Below are 23,331 nucleotides of genomic sequence, written 5' to 3'. Positions count from 1 at the left end.
CGTCGTCAGACGCGGGCGAAGGCGCCCTCGATGATGTCGAGGCCCTCGTTCAGCAGGTCCTCGCCGATGACCAGCGGCGGCAGGAAGCGGAGCACGTTGCCGTAGGTGCCGCAGGTCAGCACCAGCAGGCCCTCGGCGTGGCAGGCCTTCGCCAGCGCGGCGGCGGCCTCCGGGTGCGGCTCCTTGGTCGCCGGGTCCTTCACCAGCTCGATCGCGATCATCGCACCGCGGCCCCGGATGTCGCCGATGCTGCATCCGACCTTGTCGGCGTACTTGTCCCGCATGGCGGCGAGACGGCCCTTCATGACCTCCTCGATGCGCTTCGCCTTGCCGTTGAGGTCGAGCTCCTTCATCGTCTCGATGGCGCCGAGGGCACCGGCGCAGGCCACCGGGTTGCCGCCGTAGGTGCCGCCGAGGCCGCCCGCGTGCGCGGCGTCCATGATCTCGGCGCGGCCGGTCACGGCGGCGAGCGGCAGACCGCCCGCGATGCCCTTGGCGGTGGTGATGAGGTCCGGGACGATGCCCTCGTCCTCACAGGCGAACCACTGGCCGGTGCGGCAGAAGCCGGACTGGATCTCGTCGGCGACGAAGACGATGCCGTTGTCGTCGGCGAACTTCACGATCTCCGGCAGGAAGCCCTTGGCCGGCTCGATGAAGCCGCCCTCACCGAGCACCGGCTCGATGATGATCGCGGCGACGTTCTCCGCGCCGACCTGCTTGGTGATCTGGTCGATGGCCTGCTTGGCGGCCTCCGGGCCGCAGTTCTCCGGGCCGGTCGGCCAGCGGTAGCCGTACGCCACCGGCACGCGGTACACCTCGGGCGCGAACGGGCCGAAGCCGTGCTTGTACGGCATGTTCTTCGCCGTCAGCGCCATCGTGAGGTTGGTGCGGCCGTGGTAGCCGTGGTCGAAGACGACGACGGCCTGGCGCTTGGTGTAGGCACGGGCGATCTTGACCGCGTTCTCGACGGCCTCGGCGCCGCTGTTGAACAGCGCGGACTTCTTGGCGTGGTCGCCCGGGGTCAGCTCGGCGAGCGCCTCCGCGACCTCCACGTAGCCCTCGTACGGGGTGACCATGAAGCAGGTGTGCGTGAAGTCGGCGAGCTGCGCGGACGCCCGGCGCACCACGGCCTCGGCGGAGGCGCCGACGGAGGTCACGGCGATGCCGGAGCCGAAGTCGATCAGGCGGTTGCCGTCGACGTCCTCGATGATGCCGCCGCCGGCGCGGGCGGTGAACACCGGCAGCACGGAGCCCACGCCTGCGGCGACCGCGGCGACGCGGCGTGCCTGAAGCTCCTGCGACTTCGGGCCGGGAATGGCGGTGACGACGCGGCGCTCCTGCGGGATTTCGGTCATGCGGGGCTCCTGGGGGGTGCTTACGGACGCTATGCCTCTACTTTCTCCCGCAGGCTAGGCCCGGGCGGGGCGACCGGGCATGCGCCGTTCGGGAGTGGTGTGACGGATGCCGTTGTCCGCCACGGACATAGCGCGGGCCCGCGGGCCCCTCGTCCCCGCCGGCCGGGCGCGGGGCGCCTGGTACCCGCCGGTCGGGCGGTCCGTGCGCGCCCGTGGCGGCTGCCGGGTGGTTCGCCCGCCTGCGGGTGCCTCGTGCCCGCCGGTCGAGCGGCGGACCAGCCCGTGCCCCGCGTCCTCCGGCTGCGGAGTGGCGGGGCGTCGTCTGCTCGCCCCGTCCCCGCCGGTCGGGCGGTCCGTCGCCCGGGGCCGTGTCCGGCCCGGGGCCCTGTCCCGGCCGGCCGGGGCGGTTCGTCGGCAAGGGGGGTCCGTCTCGACCGGCTCGGACGGTTTCGTCGGCCTGGGCTGCCTGGTCTCCGCTGCTCGGCTCGCCCGGTGTCCCGGGCGGCTCACCCGCCGTGTGCGCTGTCCCCGCCCCCGCACCGGTCCGGCGGCCCGTGCGTGCCTCGCCCCGCCGGTCGGTGGCCCGTCGGCCGGCCTGCACGGCCGTGCGCGCCGGGGGTCCGTGCCGGTGGCGGCGGGACTGCTGCGGCGCGGTCGGCCGGGGACGTGAGCGTGCCGCCCGGAAGGCGGTGCCGGGCCCTCGCTCCTGGCCGCCGGTGCCGGCAGCGTCGGGTGCACTGGGTCCGTGCCGGGGCGGCGCCGGCCTACCCCGGGGTCACGCCGGGCCGGCCCGGCCCGACGGCCGGCTCCGGCGGGGGCGCCTGCCGAGGCGATGGCGGCCGGCTCGACGGCGCCTCCAAGGCGCGCCCGACGGTGCCTCCAAGAGCCGGCCCGGACGCGACCGTCGCCATGCGACCGCGTCCCCGCCGCCGGTGACGCCGCGTCACCCGGGCCAACACCCGCCGGGGGCACTAGATTGACGGGAGCACGGACGTGTGGGCCTGGCGGGTCAGGGGGCAGGGAATGGACAGGGACGGTACGTCGTACGAGGCACGGGGCGCACACGCCGACCCGGTGCCACGCCCGGCCGCACCCCCGGAACCGTCCGCGCCGCCCCCGCGGCCGGGCCCCCACCCCCAGGACGGCGCCCCGCCCGCGCCCCCGGTGCCTCCCGTGCCCCGGCACGCCCCCCGCCCGGCGCCCGCCACCGGCGGCGGCACCAGGGCGGCTTCCGTACTGGAGTGGCTGCGCACCCCACGGCCCGAGGCCGAGCCCGGCGTCTGGCGCTTCGGCCACCGCCCGCGACCGGCCGAGGAACCCGACCTCGTGCCCGCCCGGCAACTCGTGAGCGGCGCGCTCATCGCCTACCTCTGCGGCTGGCTCCTCTGGTCACTGCTCTGGAACGGCTACCTCCAGTTCGGCTGGATCTTCACCCGCAACTGGTGGGTGCAGCCCATGTTCTGGATCGTGCCGACCGACTGGACCAACGTCCACCACCCGCAGTACCCGCTGTTCGTCGTCCTCACCTACCTCTACTACGGCCTCGTGCTGGCCCTCATCGCCTTCGGCATGGGACGGCTGGGCAACTGGGGCGAGCTGTGGCGCCGCTACGGCGTCCCGCTCTGGCCGCTGTTCGTGCTGCTCCCCGGCGTGTGGCGGGCGATGCCGAGGACAGTGGAGTGGCTGACGTGGTTCTCCAACGCGTACTACGTGGCGCTCACCGCCGCCGTCGTCGCGGTCGTCGGCCGCGCCGGCCGCTGGCCCGTGGTCGCCCGCCGCGGCCGCCGGGGCGCCCGCGACCCACAGCCCGAAGGCCCCCAAGGGGCGGCCGACCCCGCCGAATGGCCCGAGTTGCGGGACGCAGGCCTCGCCGAAGCCGCCGCCCGGCTCGCCGAGGCCACCCGCACGGGCGCGCTCGGCGACGTCGACTACGCGCGCATCCACCGCGCCTGGGAGGGGGTGCGCACCCACCCCGCACGGCTCGCCGCCTTCACCGAGGCCGTGCGCGCGCACGGTGCCGCGGCCTGCGCCCACCCCTCCGGCCTGCGCGACCTGCCCGCGCGCACCGCCACCCACGACCTCGTCACCGGGCAGGTGCGCATCGGCACGGCCGCCGACCACCCCCGCAACCCCTACGCCCGCCGCACCACCGGCGTCGCCCTCGGGCCGGAGCTGCTCGGCACCTCCCTGCTCGCCGTCGGCCCCGCCGGAGCGGGCAAGACGGAACGGCTCACCCGGCCGGTCACCGAGTCGCTGTGCCTCCAGGCCCTCGCGGGCCGCGCCGCCGTCGTGGCCGTCACCGCCCGGGGCACCCGGCTCGCGCCCGACGACGCCTTCGACGTGGTCATCGCCGTCGGCGACCCCGAGGCCCGGCACGACCTCGACCTGTACGGCGGCGCCGACGAACCCGACGAGGCGGCCCGGCTCCTCGCCGAGGCCCTGGCCGGCGACCTCCTCCCGGACACGCGCCGCGCCGCGACCGCCCTCGCCCAGCTCATCGGCCCCTACCGCGCCGCGCACGGCCACTTCCCCGGCGTGCCGGAGCTGCGCGAACTCCTCGGCGGCGCGCCCGCCGCCGTGGCCGCGCTGCGCGCCGCCGTCGCCGACGACCCGGCCCAGCTGCGGGACCTCGACGCGCGGGCCCGGCAGGCCGAGCGCGGGGACGACGTCGCGGTGCTGCTGGCGGAACGGATCGCCTTCCTCGACCGGCCCGCCTTCGCGCACGTCTTCCGCACCGACGGCCCCACCGGCCCCCGGCGGGACACGCCCGCGGACCCGTCCCGCAAGGCCCCCGCCGCAGAGCCCCCCGCGGACCACCCCGGGCGCCCCTTCTCCCTGCGGGCCATCGAGCACCCCGTGCGGGTCCGCGTCGACCTGCCGGAACGCGGCCACGCCGAGGCGTCCCGGATCATCGCCCGACTGGTGCTCGCCCAGTTCACCGAGGCCGCCCTCGCCCGCGCCGACCGGTCGCTGTTCGCCTGCCTCGTCCTGGACGACGCCACCGACACCGTCAGCGCCGACGCCGTCCGCGGCATCCAGCGGCTGCGCTCCGCCCACGCGGGCGTCGTCCTGGCGCTGCGCACCCTGCAGGACGTACCGGAGGCCCTGCACGGTCCGCTGCTGGGCGCGGTCGGCTGCCGCATGGCGTTCGCGGGGCTCGCACCGTGGGACGGCGGCCGGTTCGCCGAGGTGTGGGGCACCGAGTGGGTGCAGACCCGCGACGTCACCAACCGTCAGATCATCGCGGACGAGCCGCTGACGCGGTTCCTGCACGCGCTGCGCCGCCTGGTCACCGGCCGCGCCGCCACCGCGGAGGCCATCACCGTCCGCGAGGTGGAGCGGCAGCGCTGGTCCGCCTCCGAACTGGCGCACGGGGTCCCGGCCGGACACGCGGTGCTCTCCCTGACCCGCGTCCAGGGCGAGCACGTCCCGCCGCTCCTCGTGGACCTGCGCGGCTGACCGCACGGCGGCGTCCGGCCCGCACACCGCGGATCGGTCGCGGGCAGCGCACCCCCGACCGGCCGGCCGGCCCCGGGCCGTACGCCCGGACCGGTCGGAGGCCGGGCTCGTCATGCGAAGGGGGCGGGCGGCGGCCCGCACGGCGGCGGGGGCCGTCCGCGCCGCCACCCCGGGTACGGGCCGGAGGGGACGCCGTATGGGCGGTAGTCGTACGTCCTGGCAGAATCGAGGAGAGCCGTTCATACGGGACGGCGCAAACCCCCCACCTTCCCGTCCCCCCTCCCGAAGGCACGCCGGTCCATGCCGCTCACCCTCGCCTCCCTCGTCCAGCACTCGGCGCTCAAGCTCACCGTGCGGGCGGGCGAGGACCGCCTCGACACGCCCGTCCGCTGGGCGCACGTCAGCGAACTCGCCGACCCGGTCCCGTACATGGAGGGCGGCGAGCTGCTCCTGACCACCGCCATGACGCTCGACGCCGAGAACGGTGAGGCGATGCGCCGGTACGTGCGGCGGCTCGCCGGAGCGGGGGTCGTGGGCGTCGGCTTCGCCGTCGGCGTCAACTACGACGCCCTGCCCCAGGCGCTGCTGGACGCCGCCCTGGAGGAGGACCTGCCGCTGCTGGAAGTGCCGCGGCGCACCCCGTTCCTGGCCATCTCCAAGGCGGTCTCGGCGGCGCTGGCCGCCGACCAGTACCGCGCGGTCACCGCCGGTTTCGAGGCCCAGCGGGAACTCACCCGCGCCGCCCTGGCGGAGGGCCCCGACGCGGTCGTCGCCCGGCTGGCCGCGCACGTGGACGGCTGGGCGGCGCTGTACGACGCGTCCGGCGCGGTCGTCGCCGCCGCGCCCGACTGGGCGGCGCGGCGGGCGGCCCGGCTCGCCCCCGACGTGCAGCGGCTGCGCGAACGGGCCGCGCCGGCCACCGCCGTCGTGGGAGGCACCGACGACCGCGTGGAGCTCCAGTCGCTGGGCACGGGCCGGCGGGTGCGGGGCGCCCTCGCGGTCGGCACGGGCGCCCCGCTCGGAACGGCGGAGCGGTACGCCGTGCACTCGGCGATCGCCCTGCTGACCCTGACGACGGAGCGCTCCCGCTCGCTGCAGGCCGCCGAGCAGCGGCTGGGCGCGGCGGTGCTCCGCATGCTGCTGGCGGGCCAGCCGGACCACGCCCGCACGGTCGCCGGGGAGCTGTACGGAGGGCTGCTCGACGCCCCGTTCCGGCTGGTCGTCGCCGAGGCGGGCAGCGATCCGGACCCGTCGGCCGAGCCGTCGCTCGCCATCCTCGGGGACACCCTCGAAACCGCAGCCGCGCGGGCGGGCGAGGCCGTGCTGGCCGTGCCGGAGGGGGACGACCGCCTGGTGGTCCTGGCGGCGGACGGGGGAGCGGTGGTCGCCGCCTGCGAGGCGTACGGGGAGAAGGACGCCGAGGAGGCCGGCGCGTTCCTCGGGCTCTCCGCCCCCACCGGGCCGATAGCCGCCGCGGGCGCGTACAAGCAGGCCGAGCAGGCGCTCTCGGTGGCCCGCCGACGGGGGCGGACCCTCGTCGAGAACGAGGAGCTCGCGGCGGGCTCCCTGCTGCCCCTCCTCGCGGACGACGCCGTACGGGCCTTCGCGGACGGCATGCTGCGCGCGCTGTACGAGCACGACGCGACCGGCCGCGGCGACCTCGTCGCGTCGCTGCGCGCCTGGCTGTCCCGGCACGGGCAGTGGGACGCCGCGGCGGCGGACCTGGGCGTCCACCGGCACACGCTGCGCTACCGGATGCGGCGCGTCGAGGAGATCCTCGGCCGCTCGCTCGACGACCCGGACGTCCGCATGGAGCTGTGGCTGGCCCTGAAGGCCACGGGGGACCGGCCTCCGTCGCCGTGAGCACCGGACCCGCCTGAGCCACCCGGCGTCCAAGCCACCCGGGGCGCCCGAACGCCACAGGGCGGGTGAGGGCCCGGGGCCGGGAAACGCCGAACACCAGAGGGACGCCACCGGCCGCTGACGTCACCGGCCCCCATCGGCAGGGCCGCACGGGCACGGGACGCCGAACACCCGGAAGGCCACAGACGGGAAGGCCACAGACGAAGGCCACAGACCGGAAGGCCATAGACGAGGGCCACGGACCGGAGGCCACAGCGCGGAGGGCCACAGGCCACCGGTCGCGGACCAGAGGCCACAGGCCACAGGCCACTGGCCAGGGGGCGGCGGAGAGGAAGGCAGACCGGAAGGCAGACCGGAAGGCGGACGGGACAGCGCGGGGCAGTCAGGCAGCCGTGGCGCCGGAGCGGGCCCCCACAGACGACCGAACTGCTCCGCCACAGCCCCCTTGCTGCCCGGATCCGGGCAAATTCTTTGCCGTACCGGACGGTCGATCTTTAGTCTCCTGCTCATGACAACCCCCGCCGCCGAGTCGGTGTCCGCCGCGCCGGTCAATCCGGTCCCTCCCGCCCCCCGCCGCCGCATCACCGGCGCCGTCTGGGCCGCCCTCGCGATCGTGTACGTGGTGTGGGGCTCCACCTACCTCGGTATCCGGGTGGTCGTCGAGACCATGCCGCCCTCCCTCCCCGCCGGGGCCCGGTTCGTCACCGCGGGACTGCTGCTCGCCGCGCTCCTCGCCTGGCGGCAGGGACCCGCCGTGCTCAAGGTGACCCGCGCCCAGATGCTGTCCGCCGCCGTCGTGGGACTGCTCCTCCTGGTCGGCGGCAACGGTCTGGTGGTCCTCGCCGAGACCTCCATCCCCTCCGGGCTCGCCGCCCTGCTCATCGCCGTCGTCCCCGCCTGGGTCGTGCTGATGCGTACCGCGTTCGGGGAGCGGCCCGGCGCCGGCGCGTACCTCGGCGTCCTCCTCGGCCTCGCGGGACTCGCCGTCCTCACCCTCCCCGGCCTCAGCGGCGACATCCACCTGGGCGGTGTCGTGCTGGTGATCGCCGCGACCCTCCTGTGGTCCTCGGGGTCGTTCTCCTCGTCCCGGATACCGATGCCGGGCAACCCCTTCACCGCCAGCGCGTACGAGATGGTGGCCGGCGGGATCGGCTGCCTCCTCGTCGGACTCGCGCGGGGCGAGCAGCACGGCGCCGACCTCGCCGACGTGTCCGCCCGGTCCTGGACGGCCTTCGCGTACCTCGTCGTCTTCGGGTCGCTCATCGCCTTCACCGCGTACGCCTGGCTCCTGCAGCGGGCGCCGCTCTCCCTGACCGCCACGTACGCCTACGTCAACCCGGTCGTCGCCGTGCTGCTCGGCTCCCTGATCCTGGACGAGGCGCTGACCTGGCCGCTCGTCCTCGGCGGCACGATCGTGGTCGCCGGGGTGTGCCTGATCGTCAGCACCGAACGGCGCGGCTGACCACCCCCGCACCTGCCGAACCGGCGGACCCGGGCCCTCGACCACTCCACGCCGGACAAACCCGGACGCGGCTCCTCGCGCCTACCGTGTCCCCTGAGACCACGCGAACGCGCGGGGAACACCCAACTCCCCCACAACTCGGAAGGGCCGGGACCGCGATGACCGCCACCCACGCCTTCTGGCTCGCCGGCCGCCAGGCCACCGGCGACGCCACCTTCGACGTCACCTCCCCCTGGGACGGCCGCCTCGTCGGCCAGGTCAGCGTGCCCACGGAGGCCCAGGTCGAAGAGGCCGTGGCCGCCGCCCACGCCGTCCTCGACGAGTTCGCCGCGACCCCCGCGCACGTCCGCGCCGCCGCCCTCGACCACGTCTCGAAGCGGCTCGCCGAGCGCACCGAGGAGATCGCGCAGCTGATCTCCGCGGAGAACGGCAAGCCCATCAAGTGGGCCCGCGGTGAGGTCGGCCGCGCCGTCTCCGTCTTCCGCTTCGCCGCCGAGGAGGCCCGCCGCTTCAACGGCGGCGACGCCCAGCGCCTCGACACCGACGCCGGCGGCACGGGCCGCCTCGCCCTGACCCGCCGCTTCCCCAAGGGTGTCGTCCTCGGCATCGCCCCGTTCAACTTCCCGCTGAACCTGTGCGCCCACAAGGTGGCCCCGGCCATCGCCGTCGGCGCGCCCATCATCCTCAAGCCGGCCCCGGCGACGCCGCTCTCCGCCCTCGTCCTCGGTGAGCTGCTGGCCGAGACCGACCTGCCGGCCGGTTCCTGGTCCGTCCTGCCGGTGCCCAACGACCGCATGCCCGCCCTCGTCCAGGACGAGCGCCTCCCGGTCATCTCCTTCACCGGCTCCGACAAGGTCGGCTACGCCATCCAGCAGTCCGTGCCGCACAAGCACTGCACCCTGGAGCTCGGCGGCAACGCCGCGGCCGTCGTCCTCGCCGACTGGTCCTCCGAGGAGGACCTCGACTGGGCGGCGACCCGCATCGCCACCTTCTCCAACTACCAGGGCGGCCAGTCCTGCATCTCCGTGCAGCGCGTCATCGCGGACGCCTCGGTCTACGACCGGCTCGTACCGAAGGTCGTCGCCGCCGTCGAGGCCCAGGGCACCGGCGACCCCTCCGACGACGCCACCGACGTCGGCCCCCTGGTCAGCGAGGACGCCGCCAAGCGGGTGGAGTCCTGGGTGGACGAGGCCGTCAAGGGCGGCGCGAAGCTGCTGACCGGCGGCAGGCGCGAGGGCGCCACCTACGCGCCGACCGTCCTCGCGGACCTGCCCGCGGACGCCACCCTCGCCTGCGAGGAGGTCTTCGGCCCGGTCCTCACCCTGCACCGCGCCGACGGCGAGGCCGCCGCGTTCGCCGAGGTCAACAACTCGAAGTTCGGCCTCCAGACCGGCGTCTTCACCCGCGACCTGCAGACCGCCTTCCGCGCCCACCGCGCCCTGGAGGTCGGCGGCGTGATCATCGGCGACGTCCCCTCCTACCGCGCCGACCAGATGCCGTACGGCGGCGCCAAGCAGTCCGGCGTCGGCCGCGAGGGCGTCGCCTACGCGATGGACGACTACACCTACGAGCGGGTCCTGGTCCTCACGGGCCTCTCCCTCTGACGGCCGCCCCTCACCCGGACGGCCCCGGGAACCGACGGCCGGAGCCCACTGTGCGGGGGCTCCGGCCGTCTCCTCGCATTTTCGTACGCGCCGTCATCGGGTAATACGGATGGGTAGCCCCGACCGGTAGGACGACCGGCCGGCCGCCCCCGATCCGCGGTGAGGTGAGCCCCCATGCCCGGCCCCCAGCAGCAGCCCAGAGTGTCCGAGAGGGAAGCCCGGCAGGTCGCCGAGGCGGCCCGCCAGCAGGAGTGGCACAAGCCCAGCTTCGCCAAGGAACTGTTCCTGGGCCGCTTCCGGCTCGACCTCATCCACCCGCACCCGCTGCCGAGCCCCGAGGACACCCAGCGCGGCGAGGAGTTCCTCGCCAAGCTCCGCGACTTCTGTGAGACGGAGATCGACGGCGCCCTCATCGAACGCGAGGCCCGCATCCCCGACGCCGTCGTGGACGGGCTCAAGGAACTCGGCGCCCTCGGCATGAAGATCGACACCCGGTACGGCGGGCTCGGCCTCACCCAGGTGTACTACAACAAGGCCCTCGCCCTCGTCGGCTCCGTCAGCCCGGCGGTCGGCGCGCTGCTGTCGGCCCATCAGTCGATCGGCGTACCGCAGCCCCTGAAGACCTTCGGCACCCAGGAGCAGAAGGACGCCTTCCTCCCGCGCTGCGCCCGCACCGACATCTCCGCGTTCCTCCTCACCGAGCCCGACGTCGGCTCCGACCCGGCCCGGCTGGCCACCACCGCCGTCCCCGACGGCGACGACTACGTCATCGACGGCGTCAAGCTGTGGACCACGAACGGCGTCGTCGCCGACCTGATGGTGGTCATGGCCCGCGTACCGGCCTCCGACGGCCACAGGGGCGGCATCACCGCCTTCGTGGTGGAGGCGTCCTCCGAGGGCGTCACCGTCGAGAACCGCAACTCCTTCATGGGGCTGCGCGGCCTGGAGAACGGCGTCACCCGCTTCCACCGGGTCCGCGTGCCCGCCGCGCAGCGCATCGGCCCCGAGGGCGCCGGCCTGAAGATCGCCCTGACGACCCTCAACACGGGCCGCCTGTCCCTCCCCGCGATGTGCGCGGGCGCCGGCAAGTGGTGCCTGAAGATCGCCCGCGAGTGGAGCGCCGTCCGCGAGCAGTGGGGCAGGCCCGTGGCCCGGCACGAAGCCGTCGGCTCCAAGATCGCCTTCATCGCCGCGACGACCTTCGCCCTCGAAGCAGTCCTCGACCTGTCCAGCCAGATGGCCGACGAGGACCGCAACGACATCCGCATCGAAGCCGCCCTCGCCAAGCTGTACGGCTCCGAGATGGCCTGGCTCATGGCCGATGAACTGGTCCAGATCCGCGGCGGCCGCGGTTACGAGACCGCCGAGTCCCTCGCCGCCCGGGGCGAGCGTCCCGTCCCCGTCGAGCAACTCCTGCGCGACCTGCGCATCAACCGCATCTTCGAGGGCTCCACGGAGATCATGCACCTGCTGATCGCCCGCGAGGCCGTCGACGCGCATCTGTCGGTCGCCGGCGACATCATCGACCCCGACAAGCCGCTGGCGGACAAGGCGAAGGCGGGCGCCCACGCCACGGCCTTCTACGCGCGCTGGCTCCCCCAGCTGGTGGCGGGCCGCGGCCAGGTTCCCGGCGCGTACGCAGAGTTCCACCCGAAGGGCCACCCGGACCTGTCCGTCCACCTCCGCTACGTGGAGCGCACCTCCCGCAAGCTGGCCCGCTCGACGTTCTACGCCATGTCCCGCTGGCAGGGCCGCATGGAGACCAAGCAGGGCTTCCTCGGCCGGATCGTCGACATCGGCGCCGAGCTCTTCGCGATGAGCGCGGCCTGCGTCCGCGCCGAACTCCTCCGCGCCCGCGGCGACCACGGGCGGGCCGCCTACGAACTGGCCGACGCGTTCTGCCGCCAGTCCCGGCTGCGCGTCGAGGAACTGTTCGGCCGCCTGTGGGCCAACACCGACGACCTGGACCGCAAGGTCGTCAAGGGCGTCCTCGCGGACCGCTACACCTGGCTGGAGGAAGGCGTCCTCGACCCCAGCGGCGAGGGCCCCTGGATCGCCGACGCCACGCCGGGGCCCAGCGCCCGGCCCAACCTCCACCGCCCCATCCGCTGACCCCCGGCCGGCCACGGGACCGGGGCACACCGTGCGTGCCCCGCCGGTCGGCCGCCCGTGCACCCGGCCGCGTGCACGACGGCCGCCGTGCACGCGTCTGCCTGTGCGCCGGCCGCCCGTGCCCCCGTATGCCGTGGCGGACCCGTCCGCCGGCTGCCGGTGGGGCGGTGGTGCACTCGTCCGCGTACGCCGTGTCCCCGTCCGCTGACCGGCCACGGACCACGCCCGGTAGGTAGGCCGCAGCCGCCCGACCGCCCGACCGCCCGACCGCCCGACCGCCCGACCGCCACCGCCCGACCGCCCGACCGCCCGACGCCCCGCCGGCGGGCGTGCCTGTGCCTGTCCGGGTGCGTCGTGGGCGCCTGGCTGCTGACGTCGGCCGGGCCGCTGCCTGCGCACTCGTCGGTGTACGCCGTATGCCGCGCGCTTGCCGGGGCGGGGCGTGCCTGTGCCTGTCCGGGTGCGTCGCGGGCGCCTGGCCGTTGACGTCGGCCGGGCCGCCGCCCGCACACCCGCCCGTGCGGACCGTTGCCGCCCCGCCGCCGGTGGGCCGCAGTGGACCGGCCCCGTGTGCGCCGGGACCGTCCCGGACGCAGCAGAGCGCCCGCCGTCCGCCGGGGCCCCCGCACAGGCGGGCGGCCCCGGGCGCACCACCCGTCCCGGCAGGGGGGCGGGCACGGGCACCCGCGCGATGCCGCAAGAATGGGTCCATGAGCGACAGCGCACCCGCACCCCTCGCCGACCCGCACATCGCCTTCGACCCGTCCGAAGGCCGCCGGGACATCGTCGTCCTCGGCTCCACCGGGTCCATCGGCACCCAGGCCGTCGACCTGGTCCTGCGCAACCCCGACCGGTTCCGCGTCACCGCGCTCTCCGCCGCCGGCGGACGCGCCGGACTGCTCGCCGAGCAGGCGCACCGGCTCAAGGTGCGCACGGTGGCCGTGGCCCGCGAGGACGCGGTCCCCGCGCTGCGGGAGGCACTGGCGCGGGCGTACGGCACCGAGCCCCAGCCGGAGATCCTCGCCGGCCCCGACGCCGCCGCCCAACTCGCCGCGTCCGAGTGCCACACCGTCCTCAACGGCATCACCGGCTCCATCGGCCTCGCGCCCACGCTCGCCGCCCTCGAAGCGGGCCGCACGCTCGCCCTAGCCAACAAGGAGTCGCTCATCGTCGGCGGCCCGCTGGTGAAGGGCGTCGCCAAGCCCGGCCAGATCATCCCGGTCGACTCCGAGCACGCCGCGCTCTTCCAGGCGCTCGCCTCCGGCACCCGCGCCGACGTCCGCAAACTGGTCGTCACCGCGTCCGGCGGCCCCTTCCGCGGCCGGACGAAGGCCGAACTGGCCCACGTCACCCCCGACGACGCCCTCGCCCACCCGACGTGGGCGATGGGGCCGGTGATCACCGTCAACAGCGCCACGCTCGTCAACAAGGGCCTGGAGGTGATCGAGGCACACCTGCTGTACGACATCCCGTTCGACCGCATTGAGGTCGTCGTCCACCCCCAGTCGTACGTGCACTCGATGGTGGAGTTCACCGACGGCTCCACCCTCGCCCAGGCCACCCCGCCCGACATGCGCGGCCCCATCGCCATCGGTCTCGGCTGGCCCGAACGCGTCCCGGACGCGGCGCCCGCCTTCGACTGGTCCCAGGCGTCCACCTGGGAGTTCTTCCCGCTCGACCACGACGCCTTCCCGTCGGTCGGCCTCGCGCGGCACGTCGGCGAGCTCGGCGGGACCGCGCCGGCCGTGTTCAACGCCGCGAACGAGGAGTGCGTCGACGCGTTCCTCGCCGGGCGGCTCCCGTTCAACGCCATCATGGAGACCGTCACCGAGGTCGTCGCCGCACACGGCACCCCCCGGACGGGAACCTCACTGACGGTGACGGACGTCCTGGAAGCAGAGGACTGGGCCCGGGCCAGGGCCCGCGGACTGGCGGCCAAGGCCGCGAAGACGACAGTGCAGACGGCGGCGGAGGTTCGCGCATGACGGTGATCCTGTACATCCTCGGCATCGCGCTGTTCGCCCTCGGACTGCTGGTCTCCATCGCCTGGCACGAACTAGGCCACCTCTCCACGGCCAAGCTCTTCGGCATCCGCGTGCCCCAGTACATGGTGGGTTTCGGTCCCACGCTGTGGTCCCGCCACAAGGGCGAGACCGAGTACGGGATCAAGGCCATCCCGATGGGCGGCTACATCCGCATGATCGGCATGTTCCCGCCCGGCGACGACGGCCGGATCGAAGCCCGCTCCACGTCGCCGTTCCGCGGCATGATCGAGGACGCCCGCGCGGCGGCGTACGAGGAGCTGCAGCCCGGCGACGAGAAGCGGCTCTTCTACACCCGCAAGCCGTGGAAGCGCGTCATCGTCATGTTCGCGGGCCCCTTCATGAACCTGGTGCTCGCCGTCGCGCTCTTCCTCGGCGTCGCCATGACCTTCGGCTTCGCGACCCAGACCACCGAGGTCGCCGGCGTCCAGAAGTGCATCATCCCGCAGAGCGCCCAGCGCGACACCTGCGCGAGCGGCGACGCGGTCTCCCCGGCCCACGCCGCGGGCCTGAAGGCGGGCGACCGCATCGTGGCCTTCAACGGGGAGCCCGTCGACGACTGGGACACCCTGTCGGCCCGGATCCGCGACACCATCGGCCCCGCCACGGTGACCGTCGAGCGCGACGGCAGCCGGCTCACCCTCACCCCGACCCTCGCCAGCAACAGCGTCCACGCGAAGGACGCCGACGGCGAGGTCATCCCCGGCAAGTTCGTCGACGCCGGCTACCTCGGCTTCGCCGCCAGCACCGAGATCCTGCCGCTCACCTTCGGCCAGTCCGTCGACCGCATGGGCGACATGATCGAGGACAGCGCCCACGCCGTCGTCGCGCTGCCGTCGAAGATCCCCGACCTGTGGGACGCCACCTTCGGCGACGGAGAACGCAAGGCCGACTCGCCGGTCGGCATCGTCGGTGCCGCCCGCATCAGCGGCGAGGTGATGAACCTCGACATGCCGACGCAGAACGTCATCGCGACGTTCCTGCTCGTCCTCGCCACGTTCAACCTGTCGCTGTTCCTGTTCAACATGCTCCCGCTGCTCCCCCTCGACGGCGGACACATCGCGGGCGCGCTGTGGGAGTCCGTGCGCCGGAAGACCGCCCGGCTGCTGCGGCGCCCCGACCCCGGCCCCTTCGACGTCGCGAAGCTCATGCCCGTCGCGTACGTCGTCGCGGGCATCTTCATCTGCTTCACGCTGCTGGTGCTGCTCGCCGACATCGTGAACCCGGTGAGGATCTCGTAGCCGTACACCCGTCACGGGGGACGCACGGCCGGGCGCACAGGCGTGCCCGGCCGCCCCCTCCGGGGTGGCACGCATCAGCGCAATGTGCTGGCTGGAGCACGCCACCTGTAATCTCAGAGGCCTGAGCCCGCCGCTTCCAGGACCTCGTCAGGACCTCCCACCATCTTGGGGTTGCACAGCAGATGACCGCGATTTCTCTCGGTATCCCGTCCGTTCCGACCAAGCTCGCCGAGCGCCGCAAGAGCCGGCAGATCCAGGTCGGGACCGTGGCCGTCGGCGGCGACGCTCCCGTGTCGGTGCAGTCGATGACGACGACCCGGACCTCCGACATCGGCGCCACCCTCCAGCAGATCGCCGAGCTGACGGCCTCCGGCTGCCAGATCGTCCGCGTCGCCTGCCCCACGCAGGACGACGCCGACGCCCTCCCGGTCATCGCGAAGAAGTCGCAGATCCCGGTGATCGCGGACATCCACTTCCAGCCCAAGTACGTCTTCGCCGCGATCGAGGCCGGCTGCGCGGCGGTCCGCGTCAACCCGGGCAACATCAAGAAGTTCGACGACCAGGTCAAGGAGATCGCCAAGGTCGCCAAGGACCACGGCACCCCGATCCGCATCGGCGTCAACGCGGGTTCCCTGGACCAGCGGCTGCTCCAGAAGTACGGCAAGGCCACCCCCGAGGCCCTCGTCGAGTCCGCCCTGTGGGAGGCGTCCCTCTTCGAGGAGCACGACTTCCACGACATCAAGATCTCGGTCAAGCACAACGACCCGGTCGTCATGGTCAACGCCTACCGCCAGCTCGCCGCCCAGTGCGACTACCCGCTGCACCTCGGCGTCACCGAGGCGGGCCCCGCCTTCCAGGGCACCATCAAGTCCGCCGTCGCCTTCGGCGCGCTGCTCTCGGAGGGCATCGGCGACACGATCCGCGTCTCCCTGTCCGCGCCCCCGGCGGAGGAGGTCAAGGTCGGCATTCAGATCCTGGAGTCCCTGAACCTGCGCCAGCGCCGCCTGGAGATCGTCTCCTGCCCGTCCTGCGGCCGCGCCCAGGTCGACGTGTACAAGCTGGCCGACGAGGTCACCGCCGGCCTGGAGGGCATGGAGGTGCCGCTGCGCGTCGCCGTCATGGGCTGCGTCGTCAACGGCCCGGGCGAGGCCCGCGAGGCCGACCTCGGTGTGGCGTCCGGCAACGGCAAGGGCCAGATCTTCGTCAAGGGCGAGGTCATCAAGACCGTGCCCGAGTCGAAGATCGTCGAGACGCTGATCGAAGAGGCGCTGAAGATCGCCGAGCAGATGGAGAAGGACGGCGTGGCCTCGGGCGAGCCCGAGGTCTCCGTGAGCTGAGGCGCCGCCTCCCCGGAGGCTCCCGTGGGCCCCGCCGCACACCGCGGCGGGGCCCACCGCTTTCCCGGGCGGGCGCCGTTCCGGGCCCGCGCCCCCGCCGTCCGCGCCTCCCTCCGGGTGCCGCGGGCCGTCGTCGCCCGCGGAGCCCGCAGGATGGACGCCGCGGCCTGCCTTCACCCGCAGCCCGCAGCCGAAACGCCCGCCCCGGCCCCCAGGCTCGACCCCGCCGCCCCCGCGCCGCTTGCGGAGGTGCCGCAGGCGTCACCCGTGGAGCCCGGCGCCCCGCCCTTCGAGCCGGACCGGCCGCCGGGCGGGGCCGGCGCCTCCCCGCACGGGCCCGTACGCCGGGCTCGGACGGCGGGGCCCCTGGCGGGCCGGGGCCGGGCGGGGCACCCGCTGTGCGGGAACGCCAGGTACAGTGCGGAGACTGACAGACCACTGGTGAGGCCCCCCGTGTTGACGCACACCACCACCCGGGTCCTCGAACCCGGCGACCTCGGCGCCGCGCTCGCCATCCTGGAGAGCGAGCCCGTCAGCAACGCCTTCGTCACCGCCCGCGTCCAGGCCGCCGGCCTCGACCCCTGGCGGCTCGGCGGCGAGATGTGGGGCTGGTACGACGAGGGCCGGCTGCGCTCCCTCTGCTACGCGGGCGCCAACCTCGTCCCCATCTGCGCCACCCCCGACGCCGTACGGGCGTTCGCCGACCGCGCCCGACGCACCGGCCGCCGCTGCTCCTCCCTTGTCGGGCCCGCCGGACCCACCGCCCACCTGTGGCGGCTGCTCGAACCGAGCTGGGGCCCCGCCCGGGACGTCCGCCGCCACCAGCCGCTCATGGTCACCGACCAGCCCGCGGCGCACGTCGAACCCGACCCGCTGGTCCGCCGCGTCCGCAAGGACGAGATGGACGTGATCATGCCGGCCTGCGTGGCGATGTTCACGGAAGAGGTCGGCGTCTCCCCGATGTCGGGGGACGGCGGGCTGCTCTACCAGGCCCGGGTGGCCGAACTGGTCGGCGCCGGCCGCTCCTTCGCCCGCATCGAGGACGGCGAGGTCGTCTTCAAGGCCGAGATCGGCGCCGCCACCCCGCAGGCCTGCCAGGTGCAGGGCGTGTGGGTCGCGCCGGAGCACCGCGGCCGGGGCCTGTCCGAGACCGGCATGGCCGCCGTCCTGCGGTACGCGCTGGCCGACATCGCGCCCGTCGTCAGCCTGTACGTCAACGACTACAACGCCCCCGCCCGCGCCGCGTACCGCAGGGTCGGCTTCCGGGAGGTCGGCGCGTTCATGAGCGTGCTGTTCTAGGGTTCGCCCCATGGATGACGACATGGCGGCCGCCGAGCAGGTGACGGTCGGCCCGCTCGACCTGCCCGCACGGGTGGACGAGGCCCTCGCCGTACAGGCCCTGGCCTTCGGCCTGACCGCGGGCGAGGTCGCGGTGCGCCGGCACATCGTGCTGCGCCACATGGCCTGCCCGGGCGCACGTGCCCTCGGCGCGACCACCCCCTCGGGGCGGCTCGCCGGATTCGTCTACGGCATGCCCAACGACCGCGCCCACTGGTGGTCGACCGTCGTCCAGCCCTACCTCGTCCGCGAGGGCAACGACGCCTGGCTGGACGACTCCTTCGTCATCACGGAACTCCACGTCCACCCCGACCACCAGGGCCGGGGCATCGGCACCCGGCTCATCACGGCCCTCACCGCCACGGCCCGCGAACCCCGCTCGATCCTCTCCGCCATCGACACGGAGAGCCCGGCCAGGCGCCTCTACCGGACGCTCGGCTACGTCGACCTGGCCCGCCGCGTCCACTTCCCGAGCGCGACCCGGCCCTACGCGGTGATGGGCGCGGAACTCCCGCTGCGTCACCCGTGAGGCGCGGCGGGGGCCGGGGCGGCGCGGAAACGGCGGCAACTGATTTCCGCCTCCCGCCGTCCCCCGGCTAACCTCCTGCACATCACACTTTTCACCGCAGGAGAGTTCCCCATGGCCCAGGTCCAGCGCATGTCCCGGTTGATGGTCAAGACACTGCGCGACGACCCGGCGGACGCCGAGACGCTCAGCCACAAGCTGCTGGTCCGCGCCGGATACGTCCGCCGCAACGCCGCCGGCATCTGGTCCTGGCTGCCCCTCGGCAAGAAGGTGCTGGAGAACGTCGCCCGCGTCGTGCGCGAGGAGATGGACGCCATCGGCGCGCAGGAGGTCCTGCTGCCCGCGCTGCTCCCCAAGGAGCCGTACGAGGCGACCGGCCGCTGGGACGAGTACGGCGCCGAGCTCTTCCGCCTCAAGGACCGCAAGGGCGCCGAGTACCTCCTCGGCCCCACCCACGAGGAGATCTTCACCCAGCTGGTCAAGGACCAGTGCACGTCCTACAAGGACCTGCCGGTGATCCTCTACCAGATCCAGACCAAGTACCGCGACGAGGCCCGCCCCCGCTCGGGCATCCTGCGCGGCCGCGAGTTCCAGATGAAGGACTCGTACTCCTTCGACACCACCGACGAGGGCCTCGCCGAGTCGTACCGCCTGCACCGCGAGGCGTACGTGCGGATCTTTGAGCGGCTCAACCTGCGACACAAGATCGTCTCGGCGGTCTCGGGCGCCATGGGCGGTTCCGCCTCCGAGGAGTTCCTCACCCCCGCGGCCGCCGGCGAGGACACCTTCGTGTACTGCCCGTCCTGCGACTACGCCGCCAACACGGAGGCCGTCACCTTCGCCGGCGGCGAGCCGGCCGACGGCTCCGCGCACGGCCCGGTCGAGGAGCTGGACACCCCCGACACGCCCACCATCGAGACGCTCGCCCAGCACCTGGGCGTCCCCGCCTCCGCCACCCTGAAGAACCTGCTGGTGAAGGTGGACGGCGAGATCGTCGCCGTCGGCGTCCCCGGTGACCGCGAGGTCGACCTCGGCAAGCTGGAGGACCACCTGGCCCCCGCCGTCGTCGAGATGGTCACCGCCGAGGACTTCGAGGGCCGCCCCGACCTCGTCCGCGGCTACGTCGGCCCGCAGGGCCTGGACAAGGTCCGGTACATCGCCGACCCGCGCGTCGCCGCCGGCACCGCCTGGATCACCGGCGCCAACAAGCCCGACACGCACGCCAGGAACGTGGTCTGCGGCCGCGACTTCACCGTCGACGACTACCTGGACGTCGTCGTGGTGGAGGAGGGCGACCCCTGCCCGCAGTGCGGCACCGGCCTGAAGCTGGACCGGGCCATCGAGATCGGCCACATCTTCCAGCTCGGCCGCAAGTACACCGACGCGTTCCAGCTCGACGTCCTCGGGCAGAACGGCAAGCCGGTCCGGGTCACCATGGGCTCGTACGGCGTCGGCGTCTCCCGCGCGGTCGCGGCGCTCGCCGAGCAGACCGCCGACGACAAGGGCCTGTGCTGGCCGCGTGAGGTCGCCCCGGCCGACGTCCACGTCGTGGCCGCGGGCAAGGCGCTCCAGACCGAGCTGGCGCTGGAGGTGTCCGAGACTCTCGCCGAGGCCGGGCTGCGCGTCATGGTCGACGACCGCGCCGGGGTCTCCCCGGGCGTGAAGTTCACCGACGCGGAACTCATCGGCGTTCCGACGATCCTGGTCGCGGGCCGCCGCTCGGGCGAGCGCGTCGTCGAACTGAAGGACCGCCGCACCGGCGAGCGCGAGGAGCTGACGGTCGAGGAGGCCGTCGCACGCCTGACCGCCGCCACCGCGTAACCGCCCCGCCCAAGGGTCGGTCCGCGGGGCTCAGAGGCAGCCCGCCGTACCGGCGTCGTCGTCCCGCACTGGGAGCGGCGTCGCCGGTGCGCGTGCGTGAGCGGGAGCGGGGGGAGCGGCCTGCCGTACGGGCTCCTCCTGCCGCACCGGCTCCTCCCGCCGCCCGTCCTCCGGCCTGGCGACCTCGCGCGGGGGCTCCGCGCGGTGTTCCGGCTCCCCGGCCGACCGCTCCAGGAACCGCAGCAGTTCCACCGGTATCGGCAGCACCAGCGTCGAGTTCTTCTCGGCGGCCACCGCCATGACCGTTTGCAGCAGGCGCAGCTGGAGGGCCGAGGGGGTGTCCGCCATCTCGCGGGCCGCGTCCGACAGCTTCTTGGACGCCTGGAACTCCGCGTCCGCGTTGATGAGCCGCGCCCGACGCTCCCGGTCGGCCTCCGCCTGGCGGGCCATGGACCGCTTCATGGTCTCCGGGAGCGACACGTCCTTGATCTCCACCCGGTCGATGGTGACGCCCCACTCGACGGCCGGATTGTCGATCATCAGCTCCAGGCCCTCGTTCAGCTTCTCGCGGTTGGAGAGCAGGTCGTCCAGGTCGCTCTTGCCGATGATGGAGCGCAGCGACGTCTGCGCGATCTGTGCGACGGCGAAGCGGTAGTCCTCCACCCGGATCACCGCGTCGACCGGGTCGACGACCTTGAAGTAGACCACCGCGTCCACCCGCACCGTCACGTTGTCGTGGGTGATGCCCTCCTGCGCGGGGACCGGCATGGTGACGATCTGCATGTTCACCTTGCGCAGGTGGTCCACGAACGGAACGATCATGGTGAACCCCGGGGGTTTCACCTCACCGCGGAGCCGCCCGAAGCGCAGGACGACACCTTGCTCGTACTGCTTGACCACCCGGGCGGCCGCAGCCACGTACGCCAGCACGGCCATCACGACCAGCACCACCACGGTCACCAGTTCCTCACCCATATGCCCATAGTGCACCCAGATGGGTGGATAAGGGGGAGCTGGTGGACAGCAGCGGGGGAGGGCGCCGGGCCGTCGCCCGGCTCCCGTGGGTCCATCTGCGGGGTGCGCCGGACCCGTGCCCGTCCGCGCGGCCGGCGTCCGCTCCGTCCTCCGAGCGGTGGACCGGCTCCTGCGGGACCGCGGCGCAGGTCGATGCACGGCCCAGCAGGCCAGTGCGCGACCAAGGGGTCACGGCCGCGCTCGACGGCCCGCACCTCCCCGCCCTGCCCCGCCTGCCGGTCCGCGTCCCCGCCCCGCCGGCACGGGGCCCGGCGCCCCGGTCCGGCACCCGAAGGCACCGGCCCGCCGGGTGCAGGGTCCTGAAGCGGTCGGCGCAGCAGTCCCGGCGGGCCCGTGCCGCCCCTCAGAGCCAGCCGGCGAACTCCAGCAGCAGCTCGGCGTCGCCCCGGCGTCCCGCGGCGAGCGCCCGCGTCGCGGACTCCACGGCCCGGAACAGGGCCCAGCCGCGCAGCCGCTCCCCGTCGACGTCCAGGGACTCCGCGAGCCCCCGCATCCGCCGCCGTGCCGCGGAGGCACCGGAGTCCGCGGCCACCAGGTCCTCCACCCGGTCCCGCACCAGCCGGGCCAGGTCGTACGCCCGCTCACCCACCACCGGGTCCGGCCCCACCGCCAGCCACGGCGCCCGCTCCCCGGCCAGCACCTTGCCCTGCCGGAAGCAGCCGTGCAGCAGCAGCGCCTCCGGAGCACCCGCCAGCAGCTCCTCGCGCGCCTCCAGGGCCGCCGCCACCAGCGGACCGGCCACGCCGTCCGACCGGTACGCCGCCATCGCCCCGGCCTGCCGGTCCGTGCGCTCGGCGACCGACGGGAAGCCGTGCCCCGCCGGGGGCTCCACCCACAGCTTGCGGACCGTGCCCGCCGCCTCCAGCAGCGCCTTGGCCGCCGGCAGGGCCCGCAGCGACACCTCCGGCTGCAACCGCTCCAGCAGCAGCCCGCCGCCCGGCCCCTCCAGCAGGCGCACCGCGCCCCAGCCGTTCCAGTGGGCGAGTGCGGCGCGCTCCTGCCCGGGCGCGGCGCACGGCGGGGCCAGCTTCAGCGCGCCCGGCTCGCCGTCCGGCCGCCGCACGAGGACCACGAGGCTGCTGCGGCCACCCGGTTCCACGATCCGCTCGGCCTCGACGCCGTGGCCCTCCAGGGCCTCGCGCAGCACTGCCGGGAGTCCCTGCAGCCACGGTTCGCTCGCGGCGGGGTCGGCTGCTTCCCGCAGTGCCCGGACGAGCCGGCGCGGTGGTTCAAAGGCGGCGTCAGCCATACGTGTCGGTGTTCCCTTTCATGAGCCGCGTCGGCCCGTGGGCCGTCGGGGCTCACGACCGCTCGGCGAGCCCAGGAAAGGCTACGCCGCTGCCGCGCCAGCGCACCGCCCGCACGGCCGCCTCCCGCAGGGCGCCCGCCGCGTCCCGGCGCACCGCGCCGCCGGAGGCCCGTACGAGATCGGCGTACACGCCCGCCACCCGGTCCTCCAGCTCGGCGGCGAGCCGCACCGCCCCGTCCGCGTCCACCACCGGGAACGGCAGGGCGTACGCGGCGGCCGCGGCGGCGGGCGTCCCGCCCAGGTCGCGCACGGCACGGTCCAGTGCGTCCCGCCGCGCCCGGTGCGCGGCGTGCGCGGCGGCGGCCTCCGCCCGCAGGTCGCCGTCGAGCCGGGCGCCGACCACCCCGTACCCGTACACGGCGGCGTGCTCGGCGGACAGAGCGGCCTGGGCGGCCTCCAGCTCGCTCACGACGGGCTCCCCCCGGCCGGTGCGGCCAGCAGGTAGGCGTGCGCGGCCGACGCCGCGGCGACGGAGGCCAGCAGCCGCGCCAGCTCGGCGGGTGCGCCCGCCAGCGCCTCGGTGTGCGCACCGGCGGTACGGGACGCCAGCGCGGCGAGCCCCTTCAGTGCGGCGGCGGGATCGGCGGGCGCCCCCGTGAGGTCCCCCGCGGGGGAAGGGGAGGCAGCGTTCCGGTGCCCTTCCGGAGGCCCGGCCGCGCCGGTGGGAGCTCCGGTCGCCGACGGGGAGGCCCCACCGGGTGCGGGCGGGGCCGGGGACGGTGGCGGCGCCGCGGGGTCCAGCGCCGCCACATGGCGGGCGGTGGCCTCCCGCAGCGGGGCGAGGCGGGGCCGGAGCGCGGCATGGGCGGCGAGCGCGGCGTCGTACC

The 23,331-nt window shown here is 74.6% G+C and carries 15 protein-coding genes and 1 pseudogene; 11 read left to right on the top strand and 5 right to left on the bottom strand.

The window, feature by feature from the left end; translation table 11 throughout:
* Nucleotides 1–5: 5 nt before the first annotated feature.
* Entirely contained in the window at nt 6–1,355 is a 1,350-nt protein-coding gene (gabT, locus tag BJP40_RS08095; protein WP_071279781.1) for a 4-aminobutyrate--2-oxoglutarate transaminase, read from the bottom strand.
* A 1,164-nt stretch (nt 1,356–2,519) separates the two neighbouring features.
* Here gabT and BJP40_RS08090 point away from each other — a divergent pair.
* The 11 genes from BJP40_RS08090 (at nt 2,520) to BJP40_RS08040 (ending at nt 20,160) form a co-directional block, all read left to right on the top strand.
* On the top strand, nt 2,520–4,814 hold the full coding sequence (locus tag BJP40_RS08090) for an ATP/GTP-binding protein (RefSeq protein WP_371258609.1): 2,295 nt from the start codon (nt 2,520–2,522) through the stop codon (nt 4,812–4,814).
* 300 nt (nt 4,815–5,114) lie between these two features.
* Nucleotides 5,115–6,677: a PucR family transcriptional regulator gene (locus BJP40_RS08085; RefSeq protein WP_071279779.1), complete on the top strand. Its 1,563-nt coding sequence runs from the start codon at nt 5,115–5,117 to the stop codon at nt 6,675–6,677.
* A gap of 508 nt (nt 6,678–7,185) precedes the next feature.
* The gene (locus BJP40_RS08080; RefSeq protein WP_071279777.1) at nt 7,186–8,139 is read left to right on the top strand and encodes an EamA family transporter; all 954 of its coding nucleotides are present in this window, start codon (nt 7,186–7,188) and stop codon (nt 8,137–8,139) included.
* Between the two features lie 158 nt (nt 8,140–8,297).
* Nucleotides 8,298–9,743 carry an aldehyde dehydrogenase family protein gene (locus tag BJP40_RS08075; protein ID WP_071279775.1) on the top strand — a complete coding sequence of 482 codons (1,446 nt, stop codon included), beginning with the start codon at nt 8,298–8,300 and terminating at the stop codon, nt 9,741–9,743.
* A gap of 174 nt (nt 9,744–9,917) precedes the next feature.
* On the top strand, nt 9,918–11,855 hold the full coding sequence (locus BJP40_RS08070) for an acyl-CoA dehydrogenase family protein (protein WP_071279773.1): 1,938 nt from the start codon (nt 9,918–9,920) through the stop codon (nt 11,853–11,855).
* A gap of 710 nt (nt 11,856–12,565) precedes the next feature.
* Complete coding sequence (gene dxr, locus BJP40_RS08065; RefSeq protein WP_071279771.1) at nt 12,566–13,840, top strand: 1-deoxy-D-xylulose-5-phosphate reductoisomerase; 1,275 nt, start codon at nt 12,566–12,568, stop codon at nt 13,838–13,840.
* The gene (locus BJP40_RS08060; RefSeq protein WP_071279769.1) at nt 13,837–15,138 is read left to right on the top strand and encodes an RIP metalloprotease; all 1,302 of its coding nucleotides are present in this window, start codon (nt 13,837–13,839) and stop codon (nt 15,136–15,138) included. Before dxr ends, BJP40_RS08060 begins: the two co-directional genes overlap by 4 nt.
* A 182-nt stretch (nt 15,139–15,320) precedes the next feature.
* A complete protein-coding gene (gene ispG / locus BJP40_RS08055; RefSeq protein WP_071273830.1) occupies nt 15,321–16,475 on the top strand; it encodes a flavodoxin-dependent (E)-4-hydroxy-3-methylbut-2-enyl-diphosphate synthase in 1,155 nt (384 codons plus the stop codon).
* Nucleotides 16,476–16,928: 453 nt separating this feature from the next.
* Nucleotides 16,929–17,774, top strand: a complete 846-nt coding sequence (locus BJP40_RS08050) for a GNAT family N-acetyltransferase (protein WP_071279768.1) — start codon at nt 16,929–16,931, stop codon at nt 17,772–17,774.
* Nucleotides 17,775–17,784: 10 nt separating this feature from the next.
* Nucleotides 17,785–18,342, top strand: a complete 558-nt coding sequence (locus BJP40_RS08045; protein ID WP_071273824.1) for a GNAT family N-acetyltransferase — start codon at nt 17,785–17,787, stop codon at nt 18,340–18,342.
* 111 nt (nt 18,343–18,453) lie between these two features.
* Nucleotides 18,454–20,160, top strand: a complete 1,707-nt coding sequence (locus BJP40_RS08040) for a proline--tRNA ligase (protein ID WP_071279766.1) — start codon at nt 18,454–18,456, stop codon at nt 20,158–20,160.
* Between the two features lie 30 nt (nt 20,161–20,190).
* On the opposite strand, the gene BJP40_RS08035 is transcribed toward BJP40_RS08040, so the two are convergent.
* The 4 genes and pseudogenes from BJP40_RS08035 to BJP40_RS34070 form a co-directional block, all read right to left on the bottom strand.
* Complete coding sequence (locus BJP40_RS08035; protein ID WP_071279765.1) at nt 20,191–21,135, bottom strand: slipin family protein; 945 nt, start codon at nt 21,133–21,135, stop codon at nt 20,191–20,193.
* Between the two features lie 403 nt (nt 21,136–21,538).
* A complete protein-coding gene (locus tag BJP40_RS08030) occupies nt 21,539–22,444 on the bottom strand; it encodes an aminoglycoside phosphotransferase family protein (protein WP_071279763.1) in 906 nt (301 codons plus the stop codon).
* 52 nt (nt 22,445–22,496) lie between these two features.
* On the bottom strand, nt 22,497–22,913 hold the full coding sequence (locus tag BJP40_RS08025) for a ferritin-like domain-containing protein (RefSeq protein WP_071279761.1): 417 nt from the start codon (nt 22,911–22,913) through the stop codon (nt 22,497–22,499).
* A pseudogene (locus tag BJP40_RS34070) lies at nt 22,910–23,331 on the bottom strand (hypothetical protein); the annotation flags it as partial. The pseudogene BJP40_RS34070 and the gene BJP40_RS08025, both read right to left, overlap by 4 nt.

This window comes from Streptomyces sp. CC53 (assembly GCF_001865245.1).
GTDB lineage: Bacteria > Actinomycetota > Actinomycetes > Streptomycetales > Streptomycetaceae > Streptomyces.
The sequence above is the reverse complement of the archived record's forward strand: the minus strand, read 5'-3'. Positions and strand labels throughout refer to the sequence as shown.

Bases quoted from the DNA above. Each gene is read 5' to 3' on its own strand.
- BJP40_RS08045 (WP_071273824.1), top strand. From the start codon at position 17,785: ATGGATGACGACATGGCGGCCGCCGAGCAGGTGACGGTCGGCCCGCTC.
- BJP40_RS08085 (WP_071279779.1), top strand. From the start codon at position 5,115: ATGCCGCTCACCCTCGCCTCCCTCGTCCAGCACTCGGCGCTCAAGCTC.
- BJP40_RS08040 (WP_071279766.1), top strand. From the start codon at position 18,454: ATGGCCCAGGTCCAGCGCATGTCCCGGTTGATGGTCAAGACACTGCGC.
- gabT (WP_071279781.1), bottom strand. From the start codon at position 1,355: ATGACCGAAATCCCGCAGGAGCGCCGCGTCGTCACCGCCATTCCCGGC.
- BJP40_RS08080 (WP_071279777.1), top strand. From the start codon at position 7,186: ATGACAACCCCCGCCGCCGAGTCGGTGTCCGCCGCGCCGGTCAATCCG.
- BJP40_RS08075 (WP_071279775.1), top strand. From the start codon at position 8,298: ATGACCGCCACCCACGCCTTCTGGCTCGCCGGCCGCCAGGCCACCGGC.
- BJP40_RS08060 (WP_071279769.1), top strand. From the start codon at position 13,837: ATGACGGTGATCCTGTACATCCTCGGCATCGCGCTGTTCGCCCTCGGA.
- ispG (WP_071273830.1), top strand. From the start codon at position 15,321: ATGACCGCGATTTCTCTCGGTATCCCGTCCGTTCCGACCAAGCTCGCC.
- BJP40_RS08035 (WP_071279765.1), bottom strand. From the start codon at position 21,135: ATGGGTGAGGAACTGGTGACCGTGGTGGTGCTGGTCGTGATGGCCGTG.
- BJP40_RS08070 (WP_071279773.1), top strand. From the start codon at position 9,918: ATGCCCGGCCCCCAGCAGCAGCCCAGAGTGTCCGAGAGGGAAGCCCGG.
- dxr (WP_071279771.1), top strand. From the start codon at position 12,566: ATGAGCGACAGCGCACCCGCACCCCTCGCCGACCCGCACATCGCCTTC.
- BJP40_RS08030 (WP_071279763.1), bottom strand. From the start codon at position 22,444: ATGGCTGACGCCGCCTTTGAACCACCGCGCCGGCTCGTCCGGGCACTG.